The organism is Bacteroides sp. HMSC067B03 (assembly GCF_001811315.1).
Taxonomy (GTDB): Bacteria; Bacteroidota; Bacteroidia; order Bacteroidales; family Bacteroidaceae; genus Bacteroides; species Bacteroides faecis.
Window position 1 is genome coordinate 20,525 of record NZ_KV804297.1, and the last position, 23,160, is coordinate 43,684.

Consider the following 23,160-nt stretch of genomic DNA (forward strand, 5'->3'; position numbering starts at 1 on the left):
TAAACTTAAAGAATTCAGACGATGAAAAAAATAATATATAGCTTGTTGTTTGTCATTACGGCAGTTTGTGCAGCTTGTGACGAAGAACTGCCAAAAGCAAGTTTTGATTTATATGAATTAAAGACGCTTACGGCAACGGCCGGAGATATGAATGTGGCACTTTCCTGGGAAGCATATCCGGACGCCCGTCCTGATGAATATCTTATTAGCTGGACTTCGGGCTCTTCGGAAGCGGAAGGAGGGCAAATGACTGTGGAGGCTGAGGCTTCCGGTGCAACTGTCAGTGATCTTGTCAATGATGTTGCTTATACATTCTCCGTACAACCTCGCTATACCGGAGGACTGGCGAGTAAGCGATCTGCTTCTTGTACGCCAAAGAATGCAAGATATCCGGTGACTGGTCTGACTGCGTCAGCGGGAGACAAGAAAGTCCGGCTGAGATGGAAGAAGCCTGCCAGCGAACGGTTTACGAATTATCAGATTACCGTAAGTCCCGGCAATCAGGTTATCAAATTGGATGACACAACATTGGAAGAATATATGGTTGAAGGGTTGACTAATGATCAGGAGTATAAGTTTGATGTTGTTTGTATTTATCCGATGGGGAATTCTGTTTCGGCGGAAGCGGTGGCTACTCCGGGAATTATTTATCCGGTAGCAGTCAATACGGAATTGGTTGTCTGGGAGTCTGCTGTCTTTGCTTATAACGATATGTATTTTACTGGTGGCAATGTTAAATCCGTCAGCTGGGATTTTGGTGATGGTACTGCTTCTGCTGAAGCGACTCCATCGCATGCTTTTGCTGCTACTGGAACTTATACAGTTACTATTACAGTAACATATACGAATAATACGACGGAGTCAGGAAGTGTGGAAATTAATGTTGTCGGATATAAATGGGATAGTCTGAATCTGAATTTTAACGGATTAACAGGATATGTCAAGACGTCCAATCCTGTATTCTCCCCAGATGGAAAGACGATGTATATTCCGACTTCAACGCCTGCCGGGCATTTGTTTGCCTTAGATGTAGTCAGCGGCGAATTCAAATGGGTATTTGCCATTGATAAAATAACTTATGGCGGCGGTGCATTAGTGGGGTCTGACGGTACTATCTATCAGTGCGTGAGAGATGCTTCTATCAAGAATGTGTATGCCATAAATCCGAATGGTACTCAGAAATGGTCATTGCAATTAGACGGACCGATAGGTGCGTTCCCTGCTTTGTCTGCTGATGGTGTACTCTATTGTTTGACTAATAAAAGTACGTTATATGCACTCGATGTTGCGAATGGTGCGATTAAATGGCAACAATCTCTTGATGGGACAACAGGCAGTGCAGTGGCTATTGATAGAAACGGAAATATCTATGCAGGTACCAGTGAAGCTATTTATGCTTTCAGCGCAAATAAGGAAGAACTTTGGAAACTCAGTGGTGTCAATGTGACGGAGCAGGGAACTTTTGCTTTGAATGGCAACACGCTTTACGCAACTTTGAAGTCAAAGGCTGGACTTGTTGCTGTTGATATCACGAACGGAACCAAAAAATGGACCTATCCGACAACAGGCGGTGATGCTTATTTCCCTATCGTAGATAAGAAAGGTGTTGTTTACTTTACTGAAAAAGGCTCGCAAACAGTTTACGCCGTAGACGCTGACGGTTCAAAAGTATGGGTGAAGAAGGTAAATAATAACCTGAACTACAGTGGTGCTGCGTTGAGTACAGATGGTGTTCTTTATATCGGAACGCAGTCAAATAATAAGATTTTCGGACTTAATACGGCAGATGGAAGTACTGTTTATGAAGAATCTGTGGGTCAACAGGTAATGGCGTCCGTTTCGATTGGTCCGGACAAGCGTCTTTATTGTGGTACTATTGGAGCGAGCAATATAGGTTCTATAAAAGCGTTTGACATTAATAAAACGTTGGAAACAGATTCCTGGAGTATACGGGGTGGAGATATTCAAGGTACAAACCGACAAAAATAAACGGTGATGAGAAAATTGATTTTTATCGCATTTATGGTGATGTCTGTTTGTGGATATGCACAGAAATATGAAGTAGGTACTACGACAGCAGTGTGGAAAGCACCTGCTGCTGCCGATTTCCTTCATGCAAAAGCGACTGGTGTGAAGTATGTCGAGGTGGCCTTTAATCAATGTTATAGGGGAGTTCCTGTCGATGAAGTGATTCCACGTATAAAGGAAATGAAAGCGAAGATAGACAGTGCGGATATCGAAGTCTGGTCTATTCATCTTCCTTTCTCCCGAACGTTGGATATCTCAGTTCTGGATGATCGGTTAAGGAAGGAAAATGTAGATTTTATGGCAGAGATGATAGAATTGTGTGCCATGTTTCAACCGACTTGCCTGGTTTTGCATCCAAGTTCGGAACCGATAGCCGATAGTATTCGGGCGCAACGGATTGCCAATGCTTCGGAGTCTATTGCTTATCTGAAGAAATATGCTGATAGGATTGGCGCTCAACTTTGTATAGAGAATCTGCCCAGAACCTGTTTGGGAAATACTCCGGAGGAACTTATGAGGATTGTCGGAGATATCCCGGACGTAAAAGTGTGCTTTGATACAAATCACTATACCAAAGGCACGACAGAGCACTTTGTGGCAATAGTAGGTAGCCGTATCGGCACTATACATGCTTCAGATTTTGATTTGGTGAACGAATGCCACTGGCTTCCTACACAGGGAAATATAAAATGGGGAAAGTTGATGCACGATTTGGAGAAGACCGGATATAAAGGCGTTTTCATGTATGAAGCGACGAAGGATCACGAAAATAATAATGTGAGACCTGCTCTTGAACGGATTGCAGAGACCTTCGATAAAATAATTGATGACTATAAAACACTGAAATAATATGAATAATATAAGAAGAATACAATATTTCCTGTTTTGCCTGCTGGCAATAGGACTTGCAAGTTGTAGTGACGATGATAATAATGATAAGAAGACCGGGTACGAAGGAATTCTTACGGAACTGGCAGCAAAGGTAGATGCCACTACCCAACAGTTATGGGGAACTTCTCCATTAATTGTAAATACTGAGCGTGCCGATGCTTTGAGCACTATTCAGGGATATGCCGATAAATGTCTGGATGACTATTTTATCAGTTTTCTGAATGGTTTTGATCAGGCAAGTATGAGTATGGAGAAGAGTGAACCGATCTTATACTATTACCGGAGTGCTTTTGACCGGGTGATGGACGGAATTAAAAACTCCAAAGTAGAGAATGGCACAGCAGAAATCTGGTTGCTTTATAACATGGGATATATAGTTAAGACTCCTTCCGGATGTTTTGCTATTGATATTTCTCATCGCTGGGCGAAGGAACTTGCACCCTATATCGACTTCCTTTGTGTGACGCATAAGCATTCTGATCATTATAGTACAGATTTGATTCAGGCGATGTTTGATTTGGGTAAGCCGGTATTATCCAATTATTTGAAAGACACCACTTATCCCTACACGGCAAAGGGAGATAAAGATTATGAAATAGGTAAATTTAAAATCCGTACTTGTATTACCGATCATAATAATTCCGGATTATCCAATTTCGTAACTATCTTCCAGATAGACTGTGGAGATGATGCTGGAAATTTCGTCTTTATGCATGTCGGTGATTCCAATTTTAAACCGGAACAATATACAAACATTGCGCCACATGTCAATGTCTTGATTCCCCGCTATGCTCCTAATGCGCTGACTGAGAATAATATTTTAGGTACCGGAGCGGGACAGGTACAGCCGGATTATGTTCTGTTATCTCATATTCTGGAAATGGCTCATGCAGGTGTTGATGCATCCAGATGGTCATTGGACATGGCATTAGAACGGGCGTCCAAGATTAACTGTGACCAGACCTATGTGCCTATGTGGGGAGAAAAGATGGTCTGGAAGAACGGTAAGCTGAACTAATAATTTTAATATTTGAATTTATGAAACGAATTTATAACTTTATATTGCTTTTATGCCTGGTGCAACTGGCTGTTGCCCAAAATAGGATTGCGGAAATCAGAGAAAACCTGTTAGGAAATTATTCCGATAGAGTGTTGGTCGTTTCTCATCGTGCCGACTGGCGAAATGCTCCCGAAAATTCATTGCAAGGAATACAGAATTGCATTGATATGGGAGTGGATATGGTAGAAATAGATTTGAAGAAGACCAAAGATGGTCACTTGGTCGTCATGCATGATAAGACAATTAACCGTACAATGACGGGAAAAGGAAACGCTGAGGATTATACACTGGCAGAACTGAAAGCAATGCGACTTAAAAATGGAGCAGGCTGTAAAACCAGACATCAGATTCCTACTCTCGAAGAAGTTATGTTACTTTGCAAAGGGAAGATAATGGTGAATATCGATAAAGGTTACGATTATTTTCAGGAAGCTTATGCTGTACTTGAAAAAACAGGAACAATTGACCATTGTGTAATTAAAGCAGGACTCCCCTATGAACGAGTGAAAGCAGAAAATGGTGATGTACTTGATAAGGTTATTTTTATGCCTATTGTGAATCTGCACAAAGAAGGAGCGGAAAAGATAATCAATGATTATCAGTTGCACATGAAACCAACTGCTTATGAACTGGTATTTAATGATGATAATGAAGAAATGCTTCGCTTGATCAGGAAAGTACGTGATAGTGGTGCCAAGCTTTTCATTAATTCTTTGTGGCCTGAACTTTGTGGAGGTCACGATGACGATCGCGCGGTAGAACTACACCAACCGGATGATAGCTGGGGATGGATTTTGAATCAGGGGGCTAAGCTGATTCAAACAGACCGCCCGGCATTATTACTCGAATATTTGCGTAAAAAGAAACTGCACGACTAAAGATATTCCTTCATGTTGAAACATCTTATAAATTTTTACAAGGTCTCTTCACTGGGACCTTGTAACGAAGACGTTATGTCTTCATCCGGCAAGCGTCGGTTGAAATATCTGCAATGGTCTACCTTTCTTTCGGCAACTTTCGGATACGGTATGTATTATGTTTGCCGGTTGAGCTTGAATGTAGTAAAGAAACCGATTGTAGACGAGGGAATCTTTTCTGAAACGGAACTCGGAATAATCGGTTCGGTGCTGTTCTTTACGTATGCGGTGGGTAAATTTACGAATGGATTTCTGGCAGATCGAAGTAATATAAATCGTTTTATGACTACCGGCCTGCTTGTTACCGCATTGATTAATCTTTGTCTCGGTTTCACCCATTCATTTATTTTGTTTGCTGTTCTTTGGGGAGTCAGCGGCTGGTTTCAGTCTATGGGGGCTGCTTCGTGTGTAGTCGGACTTTCCCGTTGGTTCACGGATAAAGAACGTGGCTCTTATTATGGCTTTTGGTCCGCCAGTCATAATATTGGTGAAGCACTGACATTTATAATTGTAGCATCTATTGTTAGTGTTTGTGGCTGGCGTTATGGTTTCTTTGGGGCAGGTATGGTAGGATTGCTGGGGGCATTAATCGTATGGCGTTTTTTTCATGATAGTCCCGAAAGTAAGGGCTTTCCTCCGGTCAATGTTTCGAAAGAAAAGAAAACGATGAGTGCTTCTGAAACGGCAGATTTTAATAAAGCTCAACGGCAGGTTCTGACAATGCCTGCTATCTGGATACTTGCTTTATCAAGCGCATTTATGTATATCAGCCGATATGCGGTAAACAGTTGGGGAGTTTTTTATCTGGAAGCACAGAAAGGATATTCCACTTTGGATGCCAGTTTTATTATTTCCATTAGTTCTGTTTGTGGGATTATCGGCACCATGTTTTCCGGTGTAATTTCTGATAAACTGTTTGGTGGCCGGCGTAATGTTCCGGCTTTGATTTTCGGACTGACGAATGTTTTAGCATTATGTTTGTTCTTATTAGTGCCAGGGGTACACTTTTGGCTCGATGCTGTGGCAATGATCCTCTTTGGACTGGGCATCGGAGTACTGATTTGTTTCTTAGGTGGGCTGATGGCTGTTGATATTGCTCCTCGCAATGCTTCGGGAGCTGCTTTGGGAGTTGTTGGGATTGCCAGTTATATCGGAGCCGGGCTGCAAGATGTCATGAGCGGAGTTTTGATTGAAGGACATAAAACGATCCGGAATGGGGTAGAGGTTTACGACTTTACTTATATCAATTGGTTTTGGATCGGATCGGCTATATTGTCGGTATTTTTCGCTTTATGGGTGTGGAATGCGAAGCAAAAATAAAGCATTGATTATCAGTGGAGTATAAAATAGGTACTTTTTCTTTTAAAGGAACGGGCTCTTGGTTTAAAACCAACGACCTGTTCCTTTAAAACCAACGGGGTGTTTCTTTTAAAGGAATGAGCCTTGATATTTCAGAATTATTTCAGTATCATAATTTTTCTTTGCGGGAGATTTATTATCTTTGTACTTTTAACCCGGTAATCGATGAGTAGAATATTTGCAATTAATAAAATACTGCTGTTTGCGCTATTGGCTGGAATGACTTCCACTGCATTTGCACAAAGCGATGATTTCACTACATGGACTAAATTCAAAGTGAACTATAAGATCGATCCCCGATTTTCACTTTTAAGCAATCTGGAGTTTCGGACAAAGGATGACGTAGGTAGAATGGACCGTTTGGGATTGACCATTGGAGGCGAGTATCGGGCTTATTCATTTTTGAAACTGGAAGCCGGATATGAAACTCATTTCCGGAATTTGGGAGATTCGGAATGGAAATTCAGACACCGTTATAACTTTGGAGCAACTGCAAGTTTTCAATATCAGTGGTTGAAAATTGCTTTGAGAGAAAGGTTTCAGCAAACTTTTGACCGTGGAGATTCAAAAGCTCGCCTTCGTTCCCGCTTAAAATTAGCTTATGCACCTGAAAAAGGAATCGTTTCCCCCTACTTCTCAATTGAAATTTATCAAAGTTTGGATGATGCTCCTTTTTGGAGAGCAGATCGTATGCGTTATCGGCCTGGAGTAGAGATAGCTTTGGCTAAACGATGGGCGTTAGATGTTTTTTATTGTTATCAGTATGAGTCTCCAAAAGGTAAACATATTGCCGGGGTAGAAATAGGCTATTCTTTTTGAAAATGTTAGATTACTAATATAATAATGTGTAAGCCTATTTGGTTTTGAAATATCCCTGATTCATAAAGTGCTACTAATTTGATACTTATGAATGAATATAAATATTATTTAAGAAAATGAAGTATTGGTTGGTTTATGATTTATACTTTTGCTTTTGACATTTCAGAATGAAATGTTGGAGTTGATGATTCTCCAGTCGCAACAGACGTGTTGTGTGGAATCTCATAACTGAAAGTGAATACTTCCTCTTATGTCCTTCTTTCTGCCCAATCAAAGATTTCTTATTATTTATATTTAAATAAAGAGGACATGAATATTTTGTTTAGAATGGAAAAAGGAATCGCTGTATGTCTTTTTTCTTCTTTTTTTGTATTAGCATGTGTAAGTCATATTCCGGGAGAGAAAGCTGCAGTCAGCAATGGAGATATTCCATTGAAATTTACTGCTGATATTCATGAAGCGACATATACACGTGTTGCTGGCAATGGCTTTGAAGAGAATGATGAAGTGGGAGTATTTGCCCTTGTAGGGTCCTCCACCATGAAGGAAGAACGTTATGCGGATAATTTGCGTTTCTTTCGTACTTCCGAAAAAGTTTTTGAGTCCAGTGAGCCGATTTATTATCCTGATGATGAGGTAACATTACGTTTGATCAGTTATTATCCTTATCAGGAAGAGGGAGTGAATATGGGAGAAAGTACGATGTCGGTGGCGGTAGAAACAGATCAAAATCTTTCTGCCGGCTATTTCTGCTCTGATTTTCTGGTTGCTTCTCAAAATCTGCAATCAGCTCCTAAAGGAGCCATCGCCCTGCATTATGATCACAAATTCTTCAAATTAAAAATCGCTTTGGTAGGAAAGGAAGGTGAAGAATTGCAGGGTATACTGGATGCTGACCCAAAACTTTCTGTTTGTGGTTTTTATACTAAGGCGATTTATGATTTCCAAAAAGAAACTTATTCCGCTTTTTCTAATGAGAAAAGCATTACTCCTGCCGGAAAATGGGAGATACAGGGAGATCGGTTGAGCGGAAAAGAAGTAATCCTTATTCCGCAGGAAACCACTTTGGGCTATCAATATATCGTATTGGATGTTGGAGGTAAGATATATACCAGCCCATTGCCCTCTTCATTGCAGTTGCAGAGTGGTAAGCAGAGTGAGCTGGCGATTTCCTTCATCCCGACCGAAGATGTTTTGATAAGTAAAGTCGAAGGAGAAATCAATAGTTGGGAAGATGGAAATACAGGGCAGTCCGGGTCCGAAGTCTTCCATAATTATGTGGATGTGTCAAAATTGGTATTTGATGATTCGAAGGTGTATAAAGTGTTGAGTGCTGGGCAGCAGGTAGCAGAAATATGTAAAGAATATCTGGTGACCCCTGATTTTTCTTCACAGGCAATTGTCGTTTATCCGATGAAAGATAACCATGCGGTTGACTTATCCAAGGGAACGGTAGTACAATTGGTCGGACATGCAGATAAAGTGCACGGCGGAACTGTAGCGTGGGATTTGAAAGAACATTCATTGAAATATACTCCTGGAAATCAGGCTGCTCGAAGTAAGGTGTATATTTTGCCTGACGGACAAATTGCATTGTCTATGCCTGAAGAAATGTTGCCCGTATTGGCCATGAAAGATATAATGCGTGATGTGCGTGGGAGTAGTATTCACAATTACCCGATAGTGAAAATTGGTACGCAGTATTGGATGGGAAGTAATCTGAAAACATCATTATATATAGATGGAGAAGAAATTCCGAAACTGGAGATTATGAATGCCGGAGCGACAGGTTATCTATTGTCTCAAACAGATAAGAGTTATTATTTTTATAGTTTTGGAACAATTGTCAGTAATAAGCTGCTTCCTGTGGGGTGGAATATGCCTGATTGGAATGATTGGAATATGCTGAAAACTTATTTGAGCAATGATGCCTCTTTGTTGAAAACCGGGACATGGAAAGCAATAAGCACCGGTGCCGGTGCAATAGTAGGAACTGCTACCAATCTCACGGGTTTTGATGGATATCCGGTAGGAATGTATGCCGGCAAGTTTCAGTCTGCCTATGAAGGAAAATATCTTTCTTATTGGACTTTGAATGAAGCAGGGACAGATGCGGATGAGAAAATATTCTTGTTGAGAAGTGATAAAAACGAAATAGCAGAGGGAAACACCGGGTTGGATAAAGCTTACGCCATCCGTTGTATCCGAAAGTAAATCGTGGAAAATTGTTCTTCTTTTTTATATTTTGCTTATATTTGGGAAGTGAAACTTAAATAGAAGTCATAGATTATGAAGAAAATAATAAATCCCTGGAAAGGGCTGGAAGGGTACAATTGCTTTGGTTGCGCCCCTAATAATGAAGCCGGAATAAAGATGGAGTTTTATGAAGATGGCGACGAAGTGGTAAGTATCTGGAAACCCCGTCCTGAGTATCAGGGATGGATCAATACCTTGCATGGTGGTATTCAGGCTGTTCTCATGGATGAAATCTGCGCTTGGGTGATACTTCGTAAATTGCAGACAACGGGAGTAACTTCAAAAATGGAGACTCGTTACCGCAAGTCGGTCAGTACTACTGATTCCCATATTGTGTTGCGTGCTTCTATTAAGGAAGTCAAGCGGAATATTGTGATTATTGAAGCTAAGTTATATAATAAGGATGGCGAAGTATGTACCGAAGCGGTTTGTACGTACTTTACGTTTTCGCACGAAAAGTCGAAAGATGAAATGCACTTTGATAAGTGTGATGTAGAGCCGGAAGAGATATTATCTTTAATTTGAAATAAAAACTGAACTTTTTGTGATAAATGTTTGGAAGTATCAAACGAATGCTTTACTTTTGTCGCATTAAATAAAAGAAATATGAAATATACAGTTGCACATCATCATCATCATTTTCCTAACGAATAACTCGGTGGGCGTGATTGATAGTGTGTATAACTCTATAAAGATAACGAAGGCTTACCGAATACGGTAAGCCTTTTTTTATTTCTGAATTGTTCGAATTGTAAATCATAAAATAATAAATAAAATCATGTTAAGAATCGCAGTACAAGCCAAAGGACGTCTCTTCGAAGAGACTATGGCACTTTTAGGAGAGTCGGATATTAAAATCAGTACAACGAAGCGCACCTTGTTGGTGCAGTCTTCTAATTTTCCTATCGAAGTTTTATTTCTTCGTGACGATGATATCCCGCAAACAGTAGCTACCGGTGTAGCTGATTTGGGAATTGTCGGTGAGAATGAGTTTATGGAGAAAGAAGAGGATGCAGCAATCATAAAGCGATTGGGATTCAGTAAGTGTCGTTTGTCACTGGCTATGCCCAAAGACATTGAGTATCCGGGATTGTCTTGGTTCAATGGTAAGAAAATAGCAACGTCTTATCCGGTTATTCTGAAAAACTTTCTGAAAAAGAACGGTGTAAATGCGGAAATACATGTTATAACAGGTTCGGTAGAAGTATCTCCGGGCATCGGACTGGCTGATGCTATTTTTGATATTGTAAGTTCCGGTTCTACATTGGTCAGCAATCGTCTGAAAGAGGTGGAAGTCGTGATGAAATCTGAGGCGCTGTTGATTGGTAACAAGAACATGACTGATGAGAAGAAAGCGGTGTTAGAAGAACTTCTGTTCCGTATGGATGCTGTGAAGACTGCTGAAGATAAGAAATATGTATTGATGAATGCACCGAAAGACAAACTGGAAGAGATTATCGCTGTATTACCGGGTATGAAGAGTCCTACCGTTATGCCGTTGGCACAGGAAGGCTGGTGCTCTGTTCATACGGTATTGGACGAGAAACGTTTCTGGGAAATTATAGGAAAATTGAAAGGGCTTGGAGCAGAAGGTATTTTGGTATTGCCCATTGAAAAAATGATCGTTTAATTATTATGAACTCTGAATTCTAATTTGACCGATGAAATTAATTAAATATCCATCCAAAGAACAGTGGGCAGAACTCCTGAAACGTCCGGCATTGAATACCGAGAATCTGTTTGATACGGTTCGTGCCATTATAAATAAGGTGAGGGCAGAAGGGGATAAGGCTGTTCTGGAATATGAAGCTGCTTTTGATAAAGTGACTTTATCTTCTCTCGCAGTGACTACCGAAGAAATAAAGAAAGCTGACGAACTGGTGAGTGACGAACTGAAGGCTGCTATATCTCTGGCTAAAAGAAATATTGAAACTTTTCACTCTTCCCAGCGTTTTGTAGGTAAAAAGGTAGAAACAATGAATGGAGTGACCTGCTGGCAAAAAGCAGTGGGTATTGAAAAGGTAGGTCTTTACATTCCGGGAGGAACAGCACCGCTCTTTTCAACAGTACTGATGTTAGCTGTTCCCGCTAAAATTGCAGGATGCAAGGAAATTGTACTTTGCACTCCTCCGGATAAGAATGGAAATATCCATCCGGCTATTCTTTTCGCTGCACAGTTGGCGGGAGTTAGTAAAATCTTCAAAGCAGGAGGTGTGCAAGCCATTGCTGCAATGGCATATGGAACGGAAAGTGTTCCCAAAGTCTATAAAATCTTTGGTCCGGGAAATCAATATGTGACGGCTGCCAAGCAGTTGGTAAGTTTGCGTGATGTAGCGATCGATATGCCTGCCGGTCCTTCTGAAGTTGAAGTACTGGCCGATGCATCTGCCAGTCCTGTTTTTGTCGCTGCAGATTTGCTTTCGCAGGCTGAGCACGGAATTGACAGCCAGGCTATGCTGATAACTACTTCTGAGAAACTTCAGATGGAAGTGATGGAAGAAGTAGAGCGGCAACTGGCAAAATTGCCCCGTCGGGAAATTGCAGCGAAGTCTTTGGAAAATAGTAAGCTGATTCTTGTAAAAGACATGGACGAGGCATTGGAGCTGACAAATGCATATGCTCCCGAACATTTGATTGTAGAGACCGAAAATTATATGGAAGTTGCTGAGAGAGTAACGAATGCCGGTTCTGTTTTCTTAGGTTCCTTGACTCCTGAAAGTGCCGGTGATTATGCGTCCGGAACCAACCATACTCTGCCGACAAATGGCTATGCAAAAGCATATAGCGGAGTAAGTCTGGATAGCTTCATTCGAAAAATCACTTTCCAGGAGATTCTTCCGGAAGGAATGAAGGCGATTGGACCGGCTATTGAAGAGATGGCGGCAAACGAGTTGTTGGATGCACATAAGAATGCCGTTACTGTTCGTCTGAGTTCCTTGAAATAAAATGATCAAGTAGTGACCGTAATAAAAGAAATCATATATGAAAACATTACAAGAACTGACTCGTCCGAATATCTGGAAGTTAAAGCCTTACTCTTCGGCACGCGATGAATATAAAGGAGTGACAGCCTCTATTTTTCTGGATGCAAACGAAAATCCATATAATATGCCTCACAATCGTTACCCTGATCCTATGCAATGGGATCTGAAAAAACTGTTGGCAAAAATAAAGAAAGTGGCACCCGAACATATCTTTCTAGGCAATGGAAGTGATGAAGCCATTGATCTGGTTTTTCGTGCTTTTTGTGAGCCGGGAATAGATAATGTCGTTGCTATTGATCCTACTTATGGTATGTATCAGGTTTGTGCGGATGTGAATAATGTGGAATATAGGAAAGTCTTATTGGATGATAACTTTCAGTTTTCGGCAGATCAGTTATTGGCAGCTGCAGATGATCATACTAAAATGATTTTCCTTTGTTCGCCTAATAATCCGACAGGCAATGATTTGCTCCGGTCTGAAATAGAAAAGCTTCTGAAAGAATTTGAGGGGCTGGTTATTTTGGATGAGGCTTATAATGATTTTTCGGAAGCACCGTCTTTCTTGGAAGAGTTGGATAAATATCCGAACCTGATTGTATTTCAAACCTTCTCTAAAGCTTGGGGATGTGCTGCTATCCGTCTGGGAATGGCATTTGCGTCTGTAGATATTATCGGTATTCTGAGTAAGATCAAATATCCTTATAATGTCAATCAGCTCACGCAACAGCAAGCAATAGCCATGCTGCATAAATATTATGAGATAGAACGTTGGATAAAAACATTGAAAGAAGAGCGTGATTATTTGGAAGAAGAATTTTCAAAGTTGCCTTGCACTGTCAAAATGTTCCCTTCCGATGCAAATTTCTTTTTGGTGAAAGTGACAGATGCTGTGAAAATCTACAATTATTTGGTTGGGGAAGGAATTATTGTGAGAAATCGCCATTCTATTTCCCTTTGCTGTAATTGCCTGCGTGTAACGGTAGGTACACGCGTCGAGAATTATAATCTTATCGCTACTCTCAAGAAATACCAAGTATAACTTATGAAGAAGAAAGTCTTATTTATAGATAGAGATGGTACCTTAGTCATAGAACCGCCTGTAGACTATCAACTCGATTCGTTGGAGAAATTAGAGTTTTATCCGAAGGTTTTTCGTAATCTGGGATTTGTCCGTAGCAAATTGGATTTTGAGTTTGTGATGGTGACTAATCAGGATGGATTGGGAACCTCTTCTTTTCCGGAAGAGACCTTCTGGTCTGCTCACAATTTAATGTTGAAAACATTAGCAGGAGAAGGGATTACCTTTGATGATATTCTGATCGACCGCAGTTTTCCGGAAGATCATGCACCGACTCGTAAACCGCGTACCGGAATGTTGACGAAGTACATCGATAATCCGGAATATGATTTGGCAGGAAGTTTTGTAATTGGTGACCGCCCTACCGATGTCGAATTAGCGAAAAATTTAGGTTGTCGTGCTATCTATTTGCAAGATTCAGTGGCTGGTTTGCAAGAAAAAGGATTGGAAGAGGTATGCACACTTGCTACTACGGACTGGGATCGGATTGCTGAATTCCTCTTTGCGGGAGAACGGAAAGCGGAAGTTCGTCGTACTACTAAAGAAACAGATATTTACGTGGCTCTGAATCTGGACGGAAATGGAAATTGCAACATTGCTACCGGACTTGGTTTCTTTGATCATATGCTTGAACAGATAGGCAAGCATTCTGGTATGGATCTGACTATTCAGGTAAAAGGAGATTTGGAAGTAGACGAACATCATACCATTGAAGATACTGCTATTGCTTTGGGGGATTGTATCTATCAGGCTTTGGGAAGTAAGCGTGGAATAGAACGCTATGGTTACGCATTACCTATGGATGATTGTCTGTGTCAGGTATGTCTGGACTTTGGAGGTCGCCCTTGGCTGGTATGGGATGCGGAATTTAAACGTGAGAAAATAGGGGAGATGCCCACGGAGATGTTTCTTCATTTCTTTAAATCGCTTAGTGATGCTGCAAAAATGAATCTGAATATCAAAGCAGAAGGACAGAATGAGCATCATAAGATAGAAGGAATCTTTAAAGCGCTTGCACGTGCCTTGAAAATGGCATTGAAAAGAGATATTTATCATTTTGAGCTCCCGTCGAGTAAAGGAGTATTATAACTATCTTATGAGATTGCTGTATGATAGTCAATAATAAACGAATCTGGCTTAGTTTATTTATCGGGATAGTGGTTTCTTTTTCGGCTTTTGGTCAGAATATGACTGCTGAAAAGATAGCTGTTCCCGGTAGTAAACTGGATAATTTATATAAGATAGACTCGGGCGTATATCGTTCGGAACAACCGTCGGATACAGACTTTAAGGCTTTGGAGAAATATGGTATTCGTGAAGTGCTGAATCTCCGCAACCGGCATAGTGACGATGATGAGGCGGCAGAAACAAAGATAAAACTTCATCGGCTAAAAATGAAAGCGCATTCAGTCAATGAAGAACAACTGATAAAAGCGTTGCGCATTATCAGGAACCGCAAAGGCCCGATCGTTTTTCATTGTCATCACGGTTCCGATAGGACAGGGGCGGTGTGCGCTATGTATCGTATCGTATTTCAAGGAGTATCCAAGCAAAAGGCTATTCAGGAAATGACCGAAGGAGGCTTCGGTTTTCATCGCATTTATAAGAATATCATTCGTACCATTGAGAAGGCTGATATAGAACGTATCAAAAGAGAAGTATTATAATCTTGTGACATTTTTGATTTTCCCCGTATAATACTTAGAATAAATACAAAAATGTCACAGAAGAAAGAATATGAGTGATTATAAATTCTCAATTTCTTTGAGCCAAATCGCTGAACTTGCGTCACTTGGCATCCGCCAGTCGCCTCTCGGACTTATAGAAATACTACCCACTTTGGGACCGTCGGGCAGACAAGAACGCTTGAACTGCTGATTGAAGAAGCGTCGGAAGAAAGTGGACAACCATTTCTTGATCGTTTCTTCATCATATACTCCTTTGAAAGCAACATTAGCTAAATAGAAAATTTTCGAAGGACGGAATCCAAACCGCATAAAATAATAAAGGAAAAAATCATGCAATTCATAGGGGCCTACCAAGTCTTCAGTCTTTTGCTTGATCTCGCCGTTTTCATCCGCAGGAATCAGTTCCGGACTGATTGGCGTATCCACAATGTCCAGTAAAGTCGCTTTGGAAGTATCATCCACTCCATTTTCTGCCACCCATTGTACGAGGTATTTCACTAATGTTTTAGGAATGCTTGCATTGACGCCATACATTGACATATGGTCACCATTGTATGTAGCCCATCCCAATGCCAGTTCCGATAAATCGCCGGTGCCTACGACCATACCCCATGTCTGGTTGGCAATATCCATCAGTATTTGTGTACGTTCGCGTGCCTGAGAATTTTCGTAGGTGACATCGTGTACATTTATATCATGGTTAATGTCCTTGAAATGCTGGATACATGCTTCTTTAATACTGATTTCACGAATGGAGATACCTAAAGATTTCATTAAGTCCAATGCATTATTATAGGTACGGTCGGTAGTGCCGAAGCCAGGCATGGTAATTCCTAAAATATCTTTTCGGGATAATCCTAGTTTATCAAAGGTCTTGACGCAAACTAATAATGCCAGCGTAGAGTCTAGTCCTCCGGAAATTCCGACTACAGCTGTTTTTGCTCCGGTGTGTACCAGGCGTTGTGCCAGACCGGCTATCTGAATAGAGAATACCTCTTCACAACGTTCATTTAGCTCTTTCCCTTGTGGTACAAAAGGATGTGGATTGAATTTACGCGTTAAAACCAGCTCTTTGCTATTAACAAATTCTGTTGCAATAGAAATTTTCTTTTTATCTCCAAGATTTCCCTGATTAGCAGCAAAGGTCGTATTAATTCTACGCTCAGCTCGTATACGTTCCACATCGATCTCACTGATAATCAACTGCTCCTGCATGCTGAAACGTTCGCTACGTGCCAAGAGTGTACCATTCTCATAGATTAATCCGTTTCCTGCAAAAACGACGTCTGTAGTAGACTCCCCGAATCCACAGGATGAAAAAACATAACCTGCTATGCAGCGGGCAGATTGCTGGCTGATCAGTGAACAGAGATAATGATTCTTTCCAATACCTTCATTGTCAGCAGACATGTTAAAGATAATTTCAGCTCCTTGCAGGGCTAGTGAGGAACTGGGGGGAATGGTCGCCCACAGGTCTTCACAGATTTCAACTCCAAAAGTTGTATCTGAAGTCTCGAAAATTAAATTGGCTCCTATTGGAATTATTTGTCCGCATAGACGTACGGTATTTTCTGTCAACTGAAGTGCGGAAGTAAACCATCGTTGTTCGTAAAACTCTTTGTAATTAGGCAGATAAGTTTTAGCTGCAACACCTAACACTTTTCCTCTTTGAATTACGACAGCAGCATTTATCACTGTTGAGTTTGCGATAACAGGCATACCGACGATAGAAATAATATCTAATTGACGGGTGTTGTTTAAAATCTGCATTAATCCCATTTCTGCTTCTTCAAGCAAAATTTGCTGTCCGAACAGGTCTCCACAGGTATATCCGGTAATGCTCATTTCCGGAAATACAATGACTTGCACTCCTTTGCCTTCGGCTATTGCAATCAGACTCTCTATTTTCTCTACATTGAATTTGCAGTCAGCCACTTTAACGTGTGGCACAGCCGCAGCTACTTTTACGAATCCGTAATTCATCTTGTACCTTATTTATATATAGTGGGTGCAAAAATAGGAAATATAATTGGAATTTTGTCTTTTCAGTAGTGAATCCTTAAAAATCACTCTTATAGATAGTTTTGCTAACTGTTGTTTAGACAATTAATTGATCTGACAATTTGAAATCTATTTTATGCCTATTTTGATATATATTCTTTGTTACACGTGAATTTTCGATAATATTTGGTTAAATAAACGATAAAAGGATATATAGAGGAAATTTAGTATAAAAAATGCGACTTTTAGTTTCTTTCATTTAACTTTTATAATTATATTTGTAACCGATATAAAGCAATTTTATAGGTTAATAACACCTAAACAAACGATAAGCACTAATATTTTATAACATAAGAGAGATGGATAGACACTTATTTAGCATTGACGCAGCAACAACACAAAAAATCTATTTAGACATTTGGCGTAATATTAAGAACCAGCCGAGTTAACTTATCCTATCCTAATTTATTAGAGATTAATAAAATAGCCTATTCTGAGGTGGTGGAAAAGGTATGCCTTCAAATCATCTCGAGGGACGGGTGTATTATTACTTCATGCGTGAAGATAATGTACCGAATTCTTGTTTGTAGATCATTCTATAAAAATAAATCAATTTCATTAATTTAAATTCAAGTATCAAAGATGAGAAAATCAATTCTCTTGTTTGTACTCTTTGCTCTACTGAATATTCCTCTTATGCTATTTGCACAAGGTGGATATAAGGTAACAGGACATGTCGTTTCGGCGGAAGATAACGAGCCGATGATTGGTGTGTCTATATTGCAGAAGGGTACTACAAATGGTGTGATTACCGATATTAATGGTAATTACACTCTTGAGATTAAGGGGACAGCAAGTACTACCTTGTCGTTTTCTTACATCGGTATGCAATCTCAGCAACATGAAGTCAATGCCCGAACAGGCACACTGAATGTTCGTTTAGTTTCGGACGCCGCATTAATAGATGAAGTAGTGGTAGTGGCGTATGGAACTCGCAAAAAAGGAACGATTGCCGGTGCCGTAGCTACCGTGAAAGCGGAAAAAATGGAAAATGTACCGGCAGCAGGCTTCGATCAGTCATTACAGGGACAGACACCGGGCTTATCTGTAATTTCCAACTCGGGAGAACCTAGCAAAGCGGCTGTTTTCCAGATTCGAGGCACTAACTCTATCAATTCGGGTACGGCTCCGTTATTTATTTTGGATGGCGTACCAATTTCCAGTGCTGATTTTAATACAATTAGTCCGGGAGATATAGAGTCTATTTCGGTGTTGAAGGATGCTTCTTCAACTTCTATTTATGGTGCCCGTGCTGCAAATGGTGTAGTTGTTATCACTTCTAAACGTGGATTGGCAATGGATAAGGCGAAAGTGACCTTGCGTGGGCAATGGGGATTTTCACAATTGGCGTCGGATGATAACTGGATGATGATGAATACTCCGGAACGTATTCAATTTGAGAAAGAAATAGGTTTGGACGCAGGAAAAGACTATAACTTACTTTCTCGTACTGATGTCAATTGGTTGGATAAAGTATTCAATGATCGTGCTCCGTTGCAGAGCTATGAATTATCTGTAAATCGTGCAACTGATCGTCTGAACTACTACGTTTCAGGGGGATTTTACGATCAGGATGGTATTGCTCAAAGTTCAACTTTTCGCCGTTATAACATGCGCACCAATGCGGAGGTGAAAGCTAGTAACTGGTTGAAGATAGGAACTAATACAATGATGGCTTATGAAGAAGTGTCGCAGGCTGAAGAAGGAGATATGGCGCTTTTTTCTCCTATTTCCGGTTCACGCTTTATGTTGCCTTACTGGAATCCTTATAATGCGGATGGTTCTTTAGCTTCTGAAAATAATGGAACTTGGAAAGGAATAGGGCAGAATCCTATTGAATGGATGGCGAATAATCCTGTAAAACATGAAAAATACAAGTTATTGTCAACTGTTTTTGCAGATGTTACTCCTCTGAAAAATTTGACGATTCACGCGCAGTTTGGTGTTGATTATGCGCATTCTACATCTTTCATGCAATCTTATCCAAGCTATCTTATAAATAATAAGTCAGGTCGTGCAGGACGAAGCACGTCTGATATGCTTAATTTGACTGAAACTCTTACGGCAAATTATCGTTGGGCATTGAATGATGATCATTCTTTTAATTTTTTATTGGGACAAGAAGGTGTAGATTATCGTTCTGCCGGATTTCAGGTGGTTACGAGAGGACAGACCATTGACCGATTAACCAATATAGCTTCTGGTACTCGGGCATCTTCGTGGCAAGATGCCAGTACTGCCTATTCTTATTTATCACTTTTCTTCCGTGGAGAATACAATTATAAGGATTTGTATTATGCGGAAGTTGCAGCACGTACGGATGCTTCTTCCCGTTTTGGTAAAGACCATCGTTGGGGTGCTTTTTGGTCGTTAGGGTTTATGTGGAATATCAAAAATGAAGTTTTTCTGAAAGATGTGGAATGGTTGACCAATGCACAGATAAAATTGAGCACCGGTACTTCTGGTAACTCAACTATCCCTGATTACGATCATCTTGCGCTTGTTTCGGGAAATGCCAATTATTACGATCAAGCTGGTATTTACCCTATGCAGAGTGGAAACGAAGACTTAGGCTGGGAGCAGACTTGGGCAAATAATGTGGGCCTGAGTTTAGGACTCTTTAATCGTGCTAATGTAAATATCGATTTTTATCATAAGAAAACTACCAATATATTAATGTCTGTTCCCCAATCATACGCTGTAACAGGTGAAGGCAATCGTTGGGAAAATATTGGTGCTATGATGAATAGGGGTATTGAAGTAGCGATAGATGGTGATATAATCCGTATGAATGATTTTACTTGGAATCTTAGCGCTAATTTCTCATATAATAAGAATAAATTGCTGGAACTCTACAATGGGGTAGAAGAGTATGTAAACTCAACGACAGGTTTGAAGTATATGGTCGGGCATTCTGTGACTGAGTATTTCTTGAATCGTTATGCTGGTGTGAATCCGGCTAATGGCGATGCTCTATGGTACACTGCTGACGGAGAGCTGACAACGGAATTTCGCGAAGATGATAAAGTGATGACTGGCAAGACTTATGAATCTCCGTGGGCTGGTGGTTTTGGAACTACTTTCATTTGGAAGGGTATTTCCTTGTCGGCACAGTTCAGTTGGATGGCTAAGCGTTATGTGATGAATAATGATCGCTTTTTCGAAGAAAGCAATGGAATATATAGTACTTACAATCAGTCTAAGCGACTATTGTATAATCGTTGGAAAAAGCCTGGTGATATTACGGATATTCCTCGCTATGATGTACCAGCACAACTTGATGATCGTTTTCTTGAAAACACTTCATTTCTTCGTTTGAAAAATTTGACAGTGGCTTATTCACTTCCGCAGTCGTTGCTGAAGAAAAGTAATTTTTTCGCAGCAGCACGTGTCTACTTACAAGGACAGAATTTGCTGACTTGGACTGGTTTTACAGGACTTGACCCGGAAGTTGCAACTAATGTTTATAGAGCTCAATATCCGGCTTCACGTCAATTTACTTTAGGTGTTGAAGTTTCATTCTAAATAGTATACTAAAGAAAGATGATTAAGAAATTTAAATTATATATCCTGTTGGTTGCCGTGGCATTTTCCACCGTTTCTTGTTTGGATAAAATGCCTGATGACTCAATTCCTTTTGATGAGTCTATCCGGACGGTAGATGATGTGAATCTGGCAGTGATAGGTATCTATGATACATTCAAAAGTAGTGCCTTATACTCTGGAAATCTTACGTTGTTGCCTGATCTACAGACTGATTTTGTGTATGGGGTAAATGGAAATACGAATACTTACGGAGATATCTGGCGGTGGAAAGATATCCTTGCTACCAATACAAGTATTGAGGCGGTTTATGCCGCATTATATAATGTTATCAATCGTTGTAATTTTCTGCTCGATCGTGTAGACAGAGTCAGAAGAAATACTACTGATGATGACGACTTGGATCAGATTGACCAATGTTGTGGTGAAACTTATTTTGCCCGTGCACTTGCTTACTCGGAATTGGTAAAACTCTTTTGTAAGGCATATGAGAGTGATGAGGACGCAGCCAATCAGTTGGGAGTTATCTTGACCAAACATTATTTGGGAGATGAAGAAATGAGGCGTGCTTCATTGAAAGATTCTTATCAGTTTATTCTTGAAGATCTTGATCGTGCTGCTGAGTTGTTGGCGTTGGACAAGAACTACAATCCGTCTACTGATGGTGCATTGTTTAATAGTGCTATCTATTTCAATGAATACACTGTTTACGCTCTGCGTGCACGTGTAGCTCTCTATATGAGAAAGTGGGATGAAGCTATTAAGTACTCTAGTAAAGTAATAGACAGTGATTATTTTCTTTTGTCCAGTTGTACAAAAAATATTTCTAGTGGTGTCAGCTATTATAAGTATATGTGGACTAACGATCTTGCTACTGAAGTCATTTTTAAAGTTGGTTTCACTGTCAATTCTTATGGTGGTGCTTTAGGGCAGATCTTCTTTAATTATGACTACAGCACTTTCCGTCCCGATTATGTACCAGCAGCTTGGGTTATTAATTCGTATGATAATAATGACTTACGTGTGTCCACTTTCTTTCAGACATACACTACCGGTTATAGTCATGGTCTTTCCTGGCCTTTGCTGATAAAGTATTTTGGTAATGAAACATTCTATGACACTAAAATTCTTCATGTTTCTATGCCGAAAGTGCTTCGTCTATCAGAACAGTATTTAATACGTGCTGAAGCTTATGTACAACAGGCGCAACCTGATTATGGTCGTGCCGGAAAAGATATTACTGCTTTACGTACGGCACGGTATTCAACTTATGGTGGCTCCACATCTCTGACGGCTTCCAATGCGATGGATGTCATCGAGGCTGAACGCGTAAAAGAACTCTATATGGAGGGTTTTCGTCTTCACGATTTAAAACGTTGGCATAAGGGATTCGAGCGTAAGCCACAAGACCAGTCATTGGCAAACGGTAGTAGCTTGAAAGTAGAGGCTGACGATCCTTTGTTTGTATGGCCTATACCGCAGCACGAATTGGACGCTCCGGGTTCGCAAATCCAACCCAATGAAAGTAATAAATAAGATTAAAAGCATACGATAATGAAGAAATTATTAATAGGATGTATGGCAGCCATTGCTGCTCTGATAGCTCTTTCCGGATGCGATCAGGACAAGGTGTTATACAACGGGTCCAGTTATCTTATGTTTTCTGACACGCTTTATACTTATGCCGTGCAAGAAACGAATGAGATATTTAAAGTTCCTGTCTCTGCTACTAAATCCGTTGACTACGACCGTACTTTTGCTGTTGAGGTAATAGACCGGGAAAGTAACGCTGTTGAAGGTAAACATTACAAGATTTTATCGAATACCGTTACCATCAAAGCTGGTGAAATGAGTACTAATGTAGAAGTACAAGGTATTTATAAGAATATAGGCATTACTGATTCGCTGGGTTTTGCTTTGCAGCTTGTGATTCCCGAAACCGAACAGTGGAGTATGTATGGAAGTGAGACAAAAGTGGTGATGCAGAAAGTTTGTCCATTTGATATCAAAAACTTTACCGGATTTTGCAAAGTCACTTCTACTTATTTGTCTTCGGACTACTATCCGAAGAAAGTGGACTTGCGTTTGATTACTTCTGATATTGTAGAAGGCAAAGAAAATACGATTGCTATACATGGCCTGTACTTTGACGGTTATGATACGGAAATCAGTTTTAATCGGGATGATGTTTTGGAACCATTGGTTGAAATGGAGAAAGATCAAGTTTGCGCTACAACGGGAGAGGCTTTCAATACGATTCATGGTGATGGTAAGCTACGGATTAGTCAGCCTACTGCTTATACTTCTTTCTATAGTACTAACGAGAATTTTGTCTTCCAATATGCTACGCTAAGTGTGAACAATAAGGACGGTTCATTATATGGTGTAGTGGGCACATTCATTAATATTATTGAATGGATAAGCAAAGCGGAAGCAGAAAAATTAAAAGAACAAGGATATTAAAAAAATAAGTAAT

17 protein-coding genes are annotated in these 23,160 nt (G+C 40.2%); 16 read left to right on the forward strand and 1 reads right to left on the reverse strand.

Annotated elements, in window-relative coordinates:
• Positions 1–21 precede the first annotated feature (21 nt).
• The 13 genes from HMPREF2794_RS05310 to HMPREF2794_RS05370 all read left to right on the forward strand — a co-directional run bounded on the left by HMPREF2794_RS05310 (position 22) and on the right by HMPREF2794_RS05370 (position 15,059).
• Positions 22–1,989, forward strand: coding sequence for an outer membrane protein assembly factor BamB family protein (locus HMPREF2794_RS05310; RefSeq protein ID WP_010537480.1), 1,968 nt, complete (start codon positions 22–24; stop codon positions 1,987–1,989).
• Between the two features lie 6 nt (positions 1,990–1,995).
• The gene (locus tag HMPREF2794_RS05315; RefSeq protein ID WP_055269218.1) at positions 1,996–2,877 is read left to right on the forward strand and encodes a sugar phosphate isomerase/epimerase family protein; all 882 of its coding nucleotides are present in this window, start codon (positions 1,996–1,998) and stop codon (positions 2,875–2,877) included.
• 1 nt (position 2,878) lies between these two features.
• The gene (locus HMPREF2794_RS05320) at positions 2,879–3,937 is read left to right on the forward strand and encodes an MBL fold metallo-hydrolase (protein WP_055269217.1); all 1,059 of its coding nucleotides are present in this window, start codon (positions 2,879–2,881) and stop codon (positions 3,935–3,937) included.
• A 20-nt stretch (positions 3,938–3,957) separates the two neighbouring features.
• Entirely contained in the window at positions 3,958–4,857 is a 900-nt protein-coding gene (locus HMPREF2794_RS05325) for a glycerophosphodiester phosphodiesterase family protein (RefSeq protein WP_010537483.1), read from the forward strand.
• 12 nt (positions 4,858–4,869) lie between these two features.
• The gene (locus tag HMPREF2794_RS05330; protein WP_010537484.1) at positions 4,870–6,216 is read left to right on the forward strand and encodes an MFS transporter; all 1,347 of its coding nucleotides are present in this window, start codon (positions 4,870–4,872) and stop codon (positions 6,214–6,216) included.
• Between the two features lie 204 nt (positions 6,217–6,420).
• On the forward strand, positions 6,421–7,074 hold the full coding sequence (locus HMPREF2794_RS05335) for a DUF2490 domain-containing protein (RefSeq protein ID WP_022301758.1): 654 nt from the start codon (positions 6,421–6,423) through the stop codon (positions 7,072–7,074).
• A gap of 309 nt (positions 7,075–7,383) precedes the next feature.
• A complete protein-coding gene (locus HMPREF2794_RS05340; protein ID WP_022301757.1) occupies positions 7,384–9,288 on the forward strand; it encodes a fimbrillin family protein in 1,905 nt (634 codons plus the stop codon).
• Positions 9,289–9,363: 75 nt separating this feature from the next.
• Entirely contained in the window at positions 9,364–9,855 is a 492-nt protein-coding gene (locus HMPREF2794_RS05345) for a PaaI family thioesterase (RefSeq protein WP_010537487.1), read from the forward strand.
• Between the two features lie 253 nt (positions 9,856–10,108).
• Complete coding sequence (hisG, locus tag HMPREF2794_RS05350; RefSeq protein ID WP_010537488.1) at positions 10,109–10,960, forward strand: ATP phosphoribosyltransferase; 852 nt, start codon at positions 10,109–10,111, stop codon at positions 10,958–10,960.
• Positions 10,961–10,991: 31 nt separating this feature from the next.
• Positions 10,992–12,275 (forward strand): histidinol dehydrogenase, encoded by a 1,284-nt coding sequence (gene hisD, locus HMPREF2794_RS05355; protein WP_010537489.1) that lies wholly within the window; start codon positions 10,992–10,994, stop codon positions 12,273–12,275.
• Between the two features lie 37 nt (positions 12,276–12,312).
• Positions 12,313–13,353, forward strand: coding sequence for a histidinol-phosphate transaminase (gene hisC, locus HMPREF2794_RS05360; RefSeq protein ID WP_070751081.1), 1,041 nt, complete (start codon positions 12,313–12,315; stop codon positions 13,351–13,353).
• Between the two features lie 3 nt (positions 13,354–13,356).
• Positions 13,357–14,481: a bifunctional histidinol-phosphatase/imidazoleglycerol-phosphate dehydratase HisB gene (gene hisB, locus HMPREF2794_RS05365; RefSeq protein WP_010537491.1), complete on the forward strand. Its 1,125-nt coding sequence runs from the start codon at positions 13,357–13,359 to the stop codon at positions 14,479–14,481.
• A 20-nt stretch (positions 14,482–14,501) separates the two neighbouring features.
• Complete coding sequence (locus HMPREF2794_RS05370) at positions 14,502–15,059, forward strand: dual specificity protein phosphatase family protein (RefSeq protein WP_010537492.1); 558 nt, start codon at positions 14,502–14,504, stop codon at positions 15,057–15,059.
• A gap of 78 nt (positions 15,060–15,137) precedes the next feature.
• Here HMPREF2794_RS05370 and HMPREF2794_RS05375 read toward each other — a convergent pair whose 3' ends face one another.
• Positions 15,138–17,063 (reverse strand): NAD(+) synthase, encoded by a 1,926-nt coding sequence (locus tag HMPREF2794_RS05375; RefSeq protein ID WP_010537493.1) that lies wholly within the window; start codon positions 17,061–17,063, stop codon positions 15,138–15,140.
• Positions 17,064–17,723: 660 nt separating this feature from the next.
• Between HMPREF2794_RS05375 and HMPREF2794_RS05380 the strand changes: the two genes are divergently transcribed.
• From HMPREF2794_RS05380 to HMPREF2794_RS05390, 3 genes are read left to right on the forward strand one after another with little or no spacing between them, the layout of a single operon-like run.
• Complete coding sequence (locus tag HMPREF2794_RS05380; RefSeq protein WP_055269214.1) at positions 17,724–20,666, forward strand: SusC/RagA family TonB-linked outer membrane protein; 2,943 nt, start codon at positions 17,724–17,726, stop codon at positions 20,664–20,666.
• Positions 20,667–20,684: 18 nt separating this feature from the next.
• Positions 20,685–22,220 carry a RagB/SusD family nutrient uptake outer membrane protein gene (locus HMPREF2794_RS05385; RefSeq protein WP_010537495.1) on the forward strand — a complete coding sequence of 512 codons (1,536 nt, stop codon included), beginning with the start codon at positions 20,685–20,687 and terminating at the stop codon, positions 22,218–22,220.
• Between the two features lie 18 nt (positions 22,221–22,238).
• Entirely contained in the window at positions 22,239–23,147 is a 909-nt protein-coding gene (locus HMPREF2794_RS05390) for a DUF4984 domain-containing protein (RefSeq protein WP_022301755.1), read from the forward strand.
• Positions 23,148–23,160: the final 13 nt, after the last annotated feature.